Origin of the sequence: Xanthobacter albus, from assembly GCF_043194895.2 — a bacterium.
In the GTDB taxonomy this organism is placed as follows: Bacteria; Pseudomonadota; Alphaproteobacteria; order Rhizobiales; family Xanthobacteraceae; genus Xanthobacter.
Map to the genome: position 1 here is coordinate 4,060,670 of NZ_CM195532.1, position 12,183 is coordinate 4,072,852.

9 protein-coding genes are annotated in these 12,183 nt (G+C 70.6%); 4 read left to right on the forward strand and 5 right to left on the reverse strand.

What is annotated here, in order from left to right; translation table 11 throughout:
* Positions 1–86 precede the first annotated feature (86 nt).
* A complete protein-coding gene (locus V5F75_RS18200) occupies positions 87–827 on the reverse strand; it encodes an FkbM family methyltransferase (protein ID WP_394035318.1) in 741 nt (246 codons plus the stop codon).
* A 293-nt stretch (positions 828–1,120) separates the two neighbouring features.
* Positions 1,121–2,176 (reverse strand): type 2 isopentenyl-diphosphate Delta-isomerase, encoded by a 1,056-nt coding sequence (gene fni, locus V5F75_RS18205; RefSeq protein ID WP_394035320.1) that lies wholly within the window; start codon positions 2,174–2,176, stop codon positions 1,121–1,123.
* Between the two features lie 336 nt (positions 2,177–2,512).
* Between fni and V5F75_RS18210 the strand changes: the two genes are divergently transcribed.
* The 4 genes from V5F75_RS18210 (at position 2,513) to V5F75_RS18225 (ending at position 6,653) form a co-directional block, all read left to right on the forward strand.
* Complete coding sequence (locus tag V5F75_RS18210; RefSeq protein ID WP_394035322.1) at positions 2,513–3,541, forward strand: polyprenyl synthetase family protein; 1,029 nt, start codon at positions 2,513–2,515, stop codon at positions 3,539–3,541.
* Positions 3,542–3,559: 18 nt separating this feature from the next.
* A complete protein-coding gene (locus V5F75_RS18215) occupies positions 3,560–4,552 on the forward strand; it encodes an ABC transporter ATP-binding protein (protein ID WP_394035324.1) in 993 nt (330 codons plus the stop codon).
* Positions 4,552–5,751 carry an ABC transporter permease gene (locus V5F75_RS18220; RefSeq protein ID WP_394035326.1) on the forward strand — a complete coding sequence of 400 codons (1,200 nt, stop codon included), beginning with the start codon at positions 4,552–4,554 and terminating at the stop codon, positions 5,749–5,751. Before V5F75_RS18215 ends, V5F75_RS18220 begins: the two co-directional genes overlap by 1 nt.
* A gap of 410 nt (positions 5,752–6,161) precedes the next feature.
* Positions 6,162–6,653: a sterol desaturase family protein gene (locus V5F75_RS18225; RefSeq protein WP_394035328.1), complete on the forward strand. Its 492-nt coding sequence runs from the start codon at positions 6,162–6,164 to the stop codon at positions 6,651–6,653.
* 432 nt (positions 6,654–7,085) lie between these two features.
* On the opposite strand, the gene V5F75_RS18230 is transcribed toward V5F75_RS18225, so the two are convergent.
* The 3 genes from V5F75_RS18230 to V5F75_RS18240 all read right to left on the reverse strand — a co-directional run bounded on the left by V5F75_RS18230 (position 7,086) and on the right by V5F75_RS18240 (position 11,871).
* Positions 7,086–7,616: a sugar O-acetyltransferase gene (locus V5F75_RS18230; protein WP_394035513.1), complete on the reverse strand. Its 531-nt coding sequence runs from the start codon at positions 7,614–7,616 to the stop codon at positions 7,086–7,088.
* Between the two features lie 689 nt (positions 7,617–8,305).
* On the reverse strand, positions 8,306–8,527 hold the full coding sequence (locus tag V5F75_RS18235; RefSeq protein ID WP_394035330.1) for a hypothetical protein: 222 nt from the start codon (positions 8,525–8,527) through the stop codon (positions 8,306–8,308).
* A 248-nt stretch (positions 8,528–8,775) separates the two neighbouring features.
* A complete protein-coding gene (locus V5F75_RS18240; protein ID WP_394035332.1) occupies positions 8,776–11,871 on the reverse strand; it encodes an Rne/Rng family ribonuclease in 3,096 nt (1,031 codons plus the stop codon).
* Positions 11,872–12,183 lie beyond the last annotated feature (312 nt).

Genomic DNA, 12,183 nt, shown 5'->3' on the forward strand with positions numbered 1-12,183 from the left:
CCTCACCGCCATGATCACGGCACAATAATTGCACCCTCAGCCGACCAGATGTGTCCAACGGCTCCACGGGCGAACGGACTCGTGTTTCACCCGATGTTTTCGCTCCTGCAGGCGTGGACATCCAGCCACCCGATGGCGAGATTTGGGTTCCGGTTCCTTAAATTATACCAATCAACGAACATTTCGATCGCCTGAGAGAAGTCGCACCAGTGAGAGGACGGCAGCTCCAGACCAAATAGCCCACTCATTTCATGGGTAAAGGTCAAGTCGGCAAATCCCCCCTCCTTTGGCGGATTCACCACCCGAGTAAACGGATTCAAATACTGGTTCACCAACTGAAACCGGTCGTATCCGGCAGCTCGAAGCAAGGCGATGTCGTCTGCACGCGTCGCCTCCAACGAAACAAAACGAGGAATCTCCACAACTTTCAAAAGTTGTTCTGCGAATATCGCATCACCACCTTCGATATCGCACTTTATGTAATATGGAACACCATAATTATCAATTAATTCATTTAATGTTATCGTATCCACAACAACCCTACGAGAAGATCCAACCCCCTTCTCTGCAGCATTTTGGAAAAGACTCCCCCAATCATCCTTTTCGTCGTTCACATAAAATTCTACAGTTTCATTAGATCGATAAAACAACGCCTTATTAACGATATGGAATTTTCCAGAATCCAAGTAATTTTTGTTCAGGCTGGAAGCCAAATCACATAAGCTTTGAACCGCCTCCAGGCCTACGACGTCAAAACCCTTTCTAAGATAAAAATTGCTGTCCAGCCCTTTATGGAGCCCGATATCGAAAATGAGGTCGCGTTTCATGACAAGCGGGTCCGATCCTAACGCAAATTAAAGCGCGCACCACTTATTGTAGATACACATCATATCTACACGCATTGGTATGTGCCACCCGTTAGCATAAAAACATCTTTTGTCAAGCTGCAACCTCAGACGGGATCGCCTATGATAAATTCCGTCCCTGGTGTCCGCCTGAAAAAGGCAAGCGCCGAACTCTGCGCGTGAACGACCGCCACCAGCCAGCATGACGCCGCTCGCGTCGACCGTCGAAGTCCGAGATCGATCAATTACCCAGCCCAAGAATATCTGAATAGATCTCAGGCCCCCTCCAGCAGCGGCACGCCGCGCAGGGCGGCGAGGTCGCGTGCGCCGCAGGCGAAGCAGGCCGCGCGGAGCTGCTCGCGCATGATGGTGAAATGCTCCACCACCGCCCGCGTCGAGGCCACCGCCGCCGGCAGCACCGCCGCCGCCTGCCCCGCGAGGTCCGCGCCGAGACGGATGGCCTTCGCCATGTCCACCCCGTGGCGCACCCCGCCGGAGGCGATGAGCGGCGCCTCGGGGCAGGCCGCCCGCACCCGCCGCACCGCCTCGGCGGTGGGAATGCCCCAGTCGGCGAAGGCGGCGGCCACGGCGGCCGCGCGCCCGCCGGCCCGCGCGCCTTCCACCAGGGCCCAGTTGGTGCCGCCGGCGCCCGCCACGTCCAAGGCGGCGATGCCGCGCGCCACCAGCGCCCGCGCCACGGGGGGCGAGAGGCCGAAGCCCACCTCCTTCACCACCACCGGCACCGGCAGCCCGGCCGCGAGGCGCCCCAAGGCGTCGAGCACGCCGCGCCAGTCGCGGTCGCCCTCGGGCTGCACCGCCTCCTGCAGGGCGTTGAGGTGCACCACCAGGGCATCGGCCCCCACCATCTCCACCGCGCGCAGGGCCTCCTCGCGCCCGTAGCCGCGCGTGAACTGGGCGGCGCCGAGATTGGCCAGCAGAAACACGTCCGGCGCGCGGCGCCGCAGCTCCGGCCCCAGGCCCGCCGCCCCGCCCCGCTCCAGCGCGATGCGCTGCGAGCCGATGCCGAGGGCGATGCCCAGCTCCTGCGCCGCCTCGGCCAGATGGAGGTTGATGCGCTCCGCCCGCGCCGGCCCGCCCGTCATGGCCGAGATCAGCATGGGCGCGGTGAGGCGCCGGCGCAGGAAAACCGTTGCGAGGTCCACCTCGTGGAGCGCCAGCTCCGGCAGCGCGCAATGCTCCAGGCGCACGGCATCGAAGCCGGGGTCGCGCCGGCTCGCGGCGCGGCCGGAGAGCACCACCTCGATATGGTCGCTCTTGCGCCGCCCGGCGTCCTCGGCCGGGGGCGCGGCGGGGTCGGTGGGAAGGGTCATGCGGACCTTGGGGCTCGATGTTGCCGCGCCCGTCGCGAACACGCGGGCACGCGCGAGCCGGCCGGGACGCCGATTCGCAGCGAGCACGGGGGCGCGCGGGCAGACAGCCTGATCCAGCAGCCCCGCACATTCAAGGCCGCCATCGCGCGACCGGCACGCGCGCCGCACATCATAATACCGTCAAACGATGCAGGTTTCACACAGCCGGGCGGCGATGGCGGCAGGCCGGCGCGCCGGCCTCTGGCTTCCGCCGGAAAGGGGTGGTCTAAAGTCGTTCGAGACAGGCCCCGCCGCGGGGGGAGTGATCCCCGGCCGGGGCATGACGGGCGGATGGTGATGACGCACAAGGCAAGCCCCGGCGCGGACGGCGCGCGCTCCCGCACAGGCGAGGAGGAAGCGCCCGCGCGGGAGGAAGCCGACGGCCAGGACGCGTCCCCCGACCACGCGGCGCATGACGACCAGGACACGCCACGCCGCCCGTTGCAGGACCTCTCCTACCTGCGCGCGGTGGTGGACCGGCGGCTCGGCCTGCTGGTGCCGCCGCCCGCCATCCACCCGGCGGCGCTGCACGCGGCCATGCGGCATATCCTGCTGGCGCCCGGCAAGAGGCTGCGCCCCCTGCTCGCCATGGCGGCGGCCCTGCAGCTCGACGCCTCCGAGCACGCGGTGCTCGATTTCGGCTGCGCGCTGGAGATGATCCACGCCGCCTCGCTCATCATGGACGACCTGCCGTGCATGGATGACGCCGCCACGCGCCGCGCCCGGCCCGCCACCCACGTGCAGTTCGGGGAGGATGTGGCGCTGCTGGCGGCCATCGGCCTGCTGGCGCGGGCGTTCGGGGTGGCGGCGGACGCGCCGGGCGTGAGCGCGGAGGCGCGGCTCGGGGCGGTGTCCACCCTCTCTCTCGCGGTGGGCTCGCTCGGCCTCAGCGGCGGCCAGCTCGACGACCTGCGCCCCGCCGCCGGCCGCCCAGTGACGGTGACGGAGGACGTGAACCGCCGCAAGACCGGGGTGCTGTTCTCCGCCGCCACCGAGATCGCCGGCCGGGTCGCCGGGGCGGACGAGGCGCGCCGGGCCGATCTCGCCGCCTTCGCCGCCCATGTGGGCCGCGCCTACCAGATCCTCGACGACATCCTCGATGCCACCGCCTCCGGCGCCGCCCTGGGCAAGGACGTGGGCAAGGATGCCGGCCGGGCCACCGTCATCGCCGCCCTCGGCGCGCCGGCCGCGCGCAGGCTGCTGGACGAGCATCTCGCCAGCGCCGCCGCCGCCTCCCGCCGCATCGGCCCCAACGACCAGGGGCACGAGCCGCTGCGCCTGTTCCTCGCCGCCGCCTTCGGCGAGCTGGCCCCGGCTGGCGCCTGAGAGCGCCGGGAGCGCACCATGAACCCCTCCCACCTGCGCCTCGTGCCGCCGCCGGAGCCGCCCCCGCCAGGGCCACCCCGCGCGGCGGGGGACACGCCGCCGCTCGCCATCTGCGGGCTCGATGCCGGCTATGGACGCGCCGCGGTGCTGCACGGCGTGGACCTGACGGTGCCGGCGGGCTGCGTGAGCGTGCTCATGGGCCCCAACGGGGCCGGCAAGTCCACCCTGGTGCGCGCCATCTGCGGGCGGCTGCCGGCGCGGGCGGGCACGGTCTCCATCTGCGGCCTCGCCGCCGGCACCGCCGCCGCCCGCCGCCTCATCGGCCTCGCCCCACAGGAGATCGCGCTCTACCGCGCCCTCACCATCGCGGAGAACCTCGCCCTGTTCGCGGAGCTGGCGGGCCTCGGGCTCGGCCCGGCGCGGGAGCGGGTGGCTTCCGTGCTGGCCCGCTCCGGCACCGCCGCCCGGCAGGACGAGCGCATCGACCGGCTCTCTGGCGGCTGGCAGCGGCGGGCCAACCTCGCCGCCGCGCTGGTGGGCGCCCCGCGCCTGCTGCTGCTGGACGAGCCCACCACCGGGGTGGACGCCGCCGCCCGCGAGGACCTCGCGGCCCTGGTGCGCGACCTCGCGCAGGACGGGCTCGCGGTGCTGCTCGTCACCCATGATTTCGAGTTCGCGGAGAAGGTGGCCGAGCGCGCCGCCGTGCTCGTGGGCGGGCACATCGTGCTCGAAGGCGCGCTTTGCGATCTGGTGGCGCAGCGCTTCGCCCACCGCCGGGTGGTGGAGCTCTCCTTCGCCGCGCCGCCGCCCCCCCTGCGGCTGGGCGCGCTGGCGGCGCTCGGCCTGGAGGTGGAAGGCGAGCGCGCGCGCGGGCTCATCTCCGATTCACCCCGCGCGGTGGGCGAGCTGCTGGCTCGGCTGGAGGCGCTGGGCCTGCAGCCGCACGCGCTCACCCTGCGGATGCCCGGCCTTTCCGCCCTCTACGCCGCCGTCACCGGCCCGGCGGCGTGATGGGCGCGGTGATGGGCGCCATGGCGCTGACCCTGCTGCGCGACCGCGGCGCGCTGGTGATGACCTTCGTGCTGCCGCCGCTGCTGTTCCTGCTGTTCGCGGCCATCTTCTCCGGCGCGGGGGGCGAGGCGGGCGCGCTGAGGGTGGCCGCCGCGCGCCTCACCGCGGCCCCGGCCGCCGGCACCTTCCTGGAAGCCCTCGCCGCCGTGCCCGATACCACCCTCGACCTGATCGCCGGCGAAGACGCCGAAGCGCAGGTGGAGGCGCGGGTGCGGGAGGGGCGCGCCGATGCCGGCCTGATCGTGCGCGACGACCCCTCCATCGCCACCCAGGCCGCGCCCCTCGTGGTGGTGGCCGATCCCGCGCGGGCGGTGGCCGGCGCGCTGCTGGCGGCGCGCATCCAGGCCCTGCTCACGAACGCGCTGCCGGGCATGGCCCTCTCGCGCGTGGCGGGGCAGCTGCAGGTGCTGGTGGGCCCCTTCACGCCGGTGCAGGCCGAGCGCCTGAAGGCCGCCATCGCCCACGCGCCGGAACTGGTGGCTGCGGGCGGCGCCGAGCTGATGGCCCGCCGCGCGGTGGAGGGAAGCGGGCCGCAGCCGGCCGTGGCCTATTATGCCGGCGCCATCGCGCTGCTGTTCCTGCTGTTCACGGCGGTGCAGGGCGCCGCCAGCCTGGTGGAGGAGCGCCGCTCCGGGGTGTTCGACCGCATCCTCATGAGCGAGGGCGGGGTGCGCGCCTTGGTGGCCGGCAAATTCGCCTTCCTGGTGCTGCAGGGGCTCGCGCTCTCGGCGGTGCTGTTCGCGGTGGCGCAGCTCGCCTATGGGGTGGACGTGAGCAGCCATCTTCCGGGGTGGCTCGCGGTTTCGGCCGCCGCTTCCGCCGCCGCCGCCGGGGTGGCGCTGCCGCTCGCGGCCGCGAGCCACACCCGCCAGCAGGCGCAGACCCTCTCCACCTTCGTGGTGCTGCTGCTCTCGGCGGTGGGCGGCTCCATGGCGCCGCGCTTCCTGATGCCGCAATGGCTGCAGCGGCTGGGCGATCTCACCCCCACCGCCTGGGGCATCGAGGCCTACCAGGACGTGCTGTGGCGCGGTGCGCCGATGGAGGCGCTGCTGCCGGCGCTGGGGGTGCTGCTCGCCACCGGCCTCGGCGGCGCCGTGCTCACCTGGGCGCTGCTCGACCGCGCGGCGCGCATGGCGTGATGCCCGCGCGCCTGTTCAAGCGAGGCGGGAATCTGTTCGCGCAAGGCAAAACGTCGATTCACCTGCCCGGAACGACCACCCCAAGCCGGGACGCGCCGAAGCCGCTCTGCTCCGCCGATCCTCCGCCCGCGCCGGGCGGTTTCAGGCGAATGCCGCGCCGGCGCCGCCCGAAGCCATGAGGGTGGGTGCGGATGGGCGGGTGATGCCGAGGCTCATGCGCGCGGCTCGAAGGCCTTCGGCATGATGTCATCGGCTCCCGGTCCCTGACCGGCACCAGCCATGCTCCACTCCAATGCCATGCCGGCCCGGCCAAAGGCCCTTCGGCGACATTTTGACTTTCGCCATGGCGCCGCCACGCGTCCGCGCCTAAATCTTGCCGATCCGAAGCCGAGGGGCCGAAGCCCGCCGCCATGACCATCCTCCGCGACCTGCTGATCGTGCTCCTCACCGTGGCGGCCATGGAAGGCATCGCCTGGTGGGCGCACAAATACGTCATGCACGGCTTCGGCTGGGGCTGGCACCGCTCCCACCACGAGCCGCGCACCGGCCTGTTCGAGCGCAACGACCTCTACGCTCTGTTCTTCGCCGCCATCGCCATCGGGCTCATCTATATCGGCCGGCATGGCGCCCCGGTGCTGTGGGTGGGGGTGGGGATGACCGCCTACGGCTTCCTCTACTTCGTCGCGCATGACGGCATCGCGCACCAGCGCTGGCCGTTCCGCTGGGTGCCGCGGCGCGGCTACCTCAAGCGCCTGGTGCAGGCGCACCGGCTCCACCACGCGGTGGAGGGCCGGGAAGGCTGCGTCTCCTTCGGCTTTCTCTATGCCCCGCCGGTGCCGGCCCTGAAGGCGAGGCTGAAGGCCTTCCACGGCGGCAGCCTGAAGACACCCGACATCGAATAGAACGCCGGCCCCGGCGGGGCGCCGCAGCCTTTCCCATGCGAGGTCGCTCGCGCAGAGGGACCGGTGCCGCCTGAGCGCGAGCGGCGCAGGCGGCACCGAGCGGCGTCCAATCGCGGCTTTCGCGACCGGACCGCCCCGCCCAGCATCCGCGCATGGCCGATGACCGAAGGAACGAAATCCGGAGCGAATCCAGCAAGGTGCGCGGCGGGATTGCGTCCGGAGCTGCGTTCACACGAAGGCTTGGAACACGCTCGAAGAAGCTGAGCTTGCCGGACACGTGCCTGCGTGACAGGGCGGAGAGCGGCCGATCCCGGCTGCTCCGGCGCGCCGCCAGCGCGCATAGGCTCCCCGCCTCCGGCAGGCTCCCGAGGCCGCACCCCTTTGAATCGGCGGAACCGAGACGCGTGAAAAGCGCATGCCGCGCCGGGCCATTCAGGGTGTTCGCGCTCGCGCGGGGTTCCCGACAACTGTGGCGCCCGGCGGCACATCTCGCGTGACCACGCTCCCGGCGCCGATCACCGCCCCTTCCCCCACGGTCACACCGGGAAGAATGATGGCTCCCCCGCCGATCCAGGCATTGCGGCCGATGCGCACCGGGCGGCCCCACTCGATTCCGGCCGCGCGCTCGGCCGGGTCACGAGGGTGATCGGCGGTCAGGATCTGCACACCGGGGCCGATCTGCGTGCCGTCGGCGATGCTGACCTGCACCACATCCAGGATCACACAACCGAAATTGAGGAACACGCCGGCGCCCAGATGAATGTTGTAGCCATAATCGCAATGGAACGGCGGACGGATCGTCGATCCTGTTCCGACCTCCGCCAGCCGCTCGCGCAGAAGCGCCTCGCGATCCGCCAGGGGCGCGGCGGCCGCGGCGTTGAAACGGTGCATCCATTCCGCGGCGGCCAACTGATCCGCAACGATCTCGGGGTCGCCGGCATGATAGGGCTGGCCCGCCAGCATCTTCTGCTTTTCAGAACGCAGGTTCACATTCGGTCCTCGGTTGCAAAGGGAAGCGGCTCAAACAGAAGGCTGTTCCCTATCCGGAGCGGGCTGGTCCATCGGCTTTCGGCCTTCATACGGAAGCCGATCCTGATCGAGCCTCGTCTTGAACCGGCAACCGGGCCTTGTCCACGGGGCGCGGGATCGGGCCGCTGTTGCCCAATGCGCCGCGTGGCGGGCCGCGCATCGACGCCCGCCACGTGCCGAACGACATGGTCCGGATCTCGCGATCCGCCGCACCATCGCGCGACCGGGCGGAGCCTCGCGGCCCGCGCGCGACCCGCTCCGCGCTACGTCCAGCGGCAGGAGCAGGAAAACGCCCGATGGACGCGATCGCCCTCGCGCGCGCATTGTCGCGCGCCAGGGCGACATCCGGATGATCGACACCACCTGCAGTCACGCTTGCCTGCGGGCCGCGACGGCAGAAGGGGGGCGGACGACCGTTCCCGCGCGATCCCGAGGCCGCCTCGGGCCAGGATCCCTGTCGCTCCTGACGCGTCGGGCTCCCCGCGCGGCTCGATCGCCGGACAGGCCGCACGACGGCCAGATCCCCGCCGCGCGACCGGGTCACCTCGGCAGCACGCTCACGTGCCGGTGCGCATCCCCCCGGATTGCGAGAAGTGCGTTGATGGATGGTCTGAGGTGCGCGCTCACGCGCCGGCGGGCGAATTCATGGATGCCAACCGCATCCGCCGTCTGATCCAGAAGCAGGACATGCCGCAGAAGAGCAACCGGCGCCGTCCCTGCTTCAGCGGCGGCTTTCCCGCGAGCGCGACGTGATCGCGCGCTTCTTCTCCAAGCTGGGGCACCACCGCCGCGTCGCCCCCCGCGACGACAGGCGCGCCGCGAACGTCCCCGTAGCGCTCCAGCACCGTAATGCGCCTTTGGCTCCGCGCATATAAGGCTGCGGCCTGATCCCGCGCCGAAGTCGCGAAGACCGCCGGAACCCGCCAACCTCTGGAAGGCAAGCTTTTCTGGCCGACAAAGCCAGCCGGGATGCGCCTCGATCCAACCCGGCGCAAAGCCGCCCCTGGGGGGCCGCGCCCACCGGCAAGGCAGGACGCCGGCCTTTCAGGAAAACCGCGCCGCCCGGAACCGAGGGGTTCCGGGCGGCGCCAGATCACTCGCCGAACAGCTTGCGCTGCCACCAGCCCGAGCGCGGCTTGGCCGGCGGCTCCGCAGGGGTTTCGGCGGCCGGCTCGGGGGCCGGCTGCTCCGTCGCCTCAGGCGTCGGCACGACTTCCGCGACGGGCTCCGCCTCAGGAGCTGCGGCAGGGGCTTCCGCCGCCTGCTCGGCCACGGGCTCCGCGGGCGGCGCCACCTCGGCCGGCGTGGCGAAGGCCTCCTCGGCCACGACCTGCGTCACCGGGGCCTTCTCGCGCACCGTGGAGCGGCGGCGGCGGGGCGCCGGCTCCGCCTCGGCGGCCGGGGCAGCCACGGGCTCCGGAGCCGGAGCCGGCTCGTCCGCCTTCACCTTGCGGGCCCGCTCACGCACGGGCTCGGCCTCGGCCGGTGCTTCCGTGGCAGGAGCTTCCTCGGACGAGGGGGCAGCGGCGGCAGCCTCCTCATCGGCGCCCTCCTCCGCGATGTCCTCATCTCCCTCCCGCTCGCGGCGGTTGCGGCGACCGCCGCGACGGCCACGGCGGCGACGGCGGCGGTCGGCCGCGTCGTCATCCCCGTTCTCGTCCTCGCCGCGATCTTCTTCGGAGGCGGCCTCTTCCTCGCCCTCGGCCTCATCGGCGGAGGCATCTTCTTCCTCTTCGCCCTCGGCGCCCGGCTCACGGCCGTCCTCGCGCTCACCCGGCCGCCGACGACGGCGACGGCGACGGCGACGGCGGTTGTTGTCGTCGGACTTCTCGGCCGTATCGCCCTCGGCATCCGCCTCGGCGGTTTCCTCGATCTCTTCCTCTTCTTCCTCGATGAAGGCTTCATCGGGAGCGATCGAATCAGGGTGCACCACCGGCGCGGCGCGCGGCGCGGGAGCCGGCGGCACCGCCAGATCGCCCTTGTCGATGAGGAAGGGCTGGTGGCCGGTCACCGTCTCGTCGGCGGCGACGATGAGGGTGACATGGAACCGCTCCTCCAGGTCGCGCAGGTGGGCGCGCTTCTGGTTCAGCACATAGAGCGCCACCTCGGCGCGGGTGCGGGCGATGAGGTTGTGCGAAGCCGCGCGCAGGAGCTGTTCCTCCAGCGCACGCAGGAGCTGGAGCGCGACGGAAGCCGCCGAGCGCACGTGGCCGGTGCCGCCGCAGTGGGGGCACACCTCGATCGAGCTCTCCAGCACGCCGGTGCGGATGCGCTGGCGCGACATTTCCAGCAGGCCGAAATGGGAGATGCGGCCGATCTGGATGCGCGCCCGGTCGTTCTTCAGGCAGTCCTTGAGCTTGCGCTCCACCGCCCGGTTGTTGCGCTTCTCCTCCATATCGATGAAGTCGACGACGATCAGGCCCGCGAGGTCGCGCAGCCGGAGCTGGCGCGCGATCTCCTCGGCGGCCTCCACGTTCGTCTTGAGCGCGGTGTCCTCGATATGGTGCTCGCGGGTGGCGCGGCCCGAGTTCACGTCGATGGAGACGAGGGCTTCCGTCGGGTTGATGACGATGTAGCCGCCGCTCTTGAGCTGCACCACGGGGGAGAACATGGCGTCGAGCTGCTGCTCGACCCCGTAGCGCGCGAAGATGGGCTGGGGCTCGCGATAGGGCAGGACCATCTTGGCATGGCTCGGCATGAGCATGCGCATGAAGTCCTTGGCCTCGGTGTAGCCGTCCTCGCCCGCCACCAGGACTTCGTCGATGTCCTTGTTGTAGAGGTCGCGGATGGCGCGCTTGATGAGCGAGCCCTCTTCATAGACGAGGCTCGGCGCAGCGGAAGACAATGTCAGCTCGCGCACCGTCTCCCACAGGCGCAGGAGATATTCGAAGTCGCGCTTGATCTCGGTCTTGGTGCGGTTGGCACCGGCGGTGCGCAGGATGATGCCCATCCCCTCCGGCACCTCCAGGTCCTGCACCACTTCCTTCAGGCGCTTGCGGTCCACGGCATTGGTGATCTTGCGGGAAATGCCGCCGCCACGGGCGGTGTTGGGCATCAGCACCGAATAGCGGCCGGCGAGGGAGAGGTAGGTGGTCAGAGCCGCGCCCTTGTTGCCGCGCTCCTCCTTCACCACCTGCACGAGCATCACCTGGCGACGGCGGATGACCTCCTGGATCTTGTAGGTGCGGGCGCGCCGCTGGGGCGCGCGCTCGGGCACCTCCTCCAGGGCGTCGTCGTCGGATCCGAGGTGCTCGATTTCCTCTTCTTCGTCGATCTGGTCGACGTCGCCGTCGTCCTCATCTTCCTCGTCGTCATCCTTGTCATCGTCGGAGCGACGGGCCTCGACCGGGGCCTCCTCGTCCTCGGGCAGGATGGGGGCGGGATGCACCTCGCCCTCCTCGGCCTCGTGGCGGCGCTCGGCCTCGTCGGCGTGCGCCTGCTCGGCGGGGGCGGGCAGCGACGTGCCGAGGGCGGACTCGGCGGCCTCCTCCTCGCGCGCCTCCTCCTGCTCCGCCGCTTCGGCGGTGGCGAGAAGGGAGGTTACGGTATCGACATGCCGGGGCGCCTCGGCCTTCGGAGCGGCCTCGGCGAGAGATTCGGACGGAGCGTCGACGGGCGCGACCTCGGACGGGCCTTCGGCAGGCGCCGATTCAGCGGCCGGCTCGGCCTGGGGCGCGGCAGCGTCTGAGGCCACGACATCTTCGGCCGGCGCGGCAGCCACCGGAGCTTCGGAAGCCGAGGCTTCGGAAACCGCCTCCCCCTCCTGCGCGGACGCGGCGGCCTCCGCCTCATCGGCGAGCGCGGTCTCCTCGCTCACGCTGGCATCGGCGCGGGAGCGCTTGGAACGGCCGCGCTCGCGGCGCTTCTCGCGCAGGTCCGCCTCATCCTCGGCAAGGCGCGCGGCGCGCTCCTCTTCCTCGATCAGCGCAAGGCGATCGGCCACCGGGATCTGGTAGTAGTCGGGGTGGATCTCGCTGAAGGCCAGGAAGCCATGGCGGTTGCCGCCATACTCCACGAACGCCGCCTGGAGCGAGGGCTCCACGCGCGTGACCTTCGCCAGATAGATGTTGCCCCGCAGCTGCTTGCGGGATGCGGACTCATAGTCGAACTCTTCGACCCGGTTCCCGCGCACGACCACGACCCGGGTCTCCTCCGGGTGGGTCGCATCGATGAGCATCTTGTTGGCCATGGAATTCTCTCTTCACGGCGCCGGGGCCAAAGCCCCGCCGCAGGCGCCGTGGGGTGTCGCAGGACCCCGCAGGAACGCCGCCGGAACGCCGGATGTGATGACGGAAAGAGGCAGAGGCTCGGTCGCGCCGGGGCGTGTCGTTCACACCCACGGCGTCGGGGCACACTCTGGCGCGGCGAACGCGCCGGTCGTGCGGATAAAGGTCCATGCCCTCGGCTACCCGGTCCTCGATGAAAGGTCCAACCGGCCCCGGCGCCTAGGCTCCGATCCGGCTACGGCACACGCCCGCCCGATTCCCCAGATCGTTCCTCG

Coding starts and splice junctions, on each gene's coding strand:
- V5F75_RS18215 (WP_394035324.1), top strand. CDS start 3,560: ATGAACCCCTCCCACCTGCGCCTCGTGCCGCCGCCGGAGCCGCCCCCG.
- V5F75_RS18200 (WP_394035318.1), bottom strand. CDS start 827: ATGAAACGCGACCTCATTTTCGATATCGGGCTCCATAAAGGGCTGGAC.
- V5F75_RS18210 (WP_394035322.1), top strand. CDS start 2,513: ATGACGCACAAGGCAAGCCCCGGCGCGGACGGCGCGCGCTCCCGCACA.
- fni (WP_394035320.1), bottom strand. CDS start 2,176: ATGACCCTTCCCACCGACCCCGCCGCGCCCCCGGCCGAGGACGCCGGG.
- V5F75_RS18240 (WP_394035332.1), bottom strand. CDS start 11,871: ATGGCCAACAAGATGCTCATCGATGCGACCCACCCGGAGGAGACCCGG.
- V5F75_RS18225 (WP_394035328.1), top strand. CDS start 6,162: ATGACCATCCTCCGCGACCTGCTGATCGTGCTCCTCACCGTGGCGGCC.
- V5F75_RS18220 (WP_394035326.1), top strand. CDS start 4,552: ATGGGCGCGGTGATGGGCGCCATGGCGCTGACCCTGCTGCGCGACCGC.
- V5F75_RS18230 (WP_394035513.1), bottom strand. CDS start 7,616: ATGCTGGCGGGCCAGCCCTATCATGCCGGCGACCCCGAGATCGTTGCG.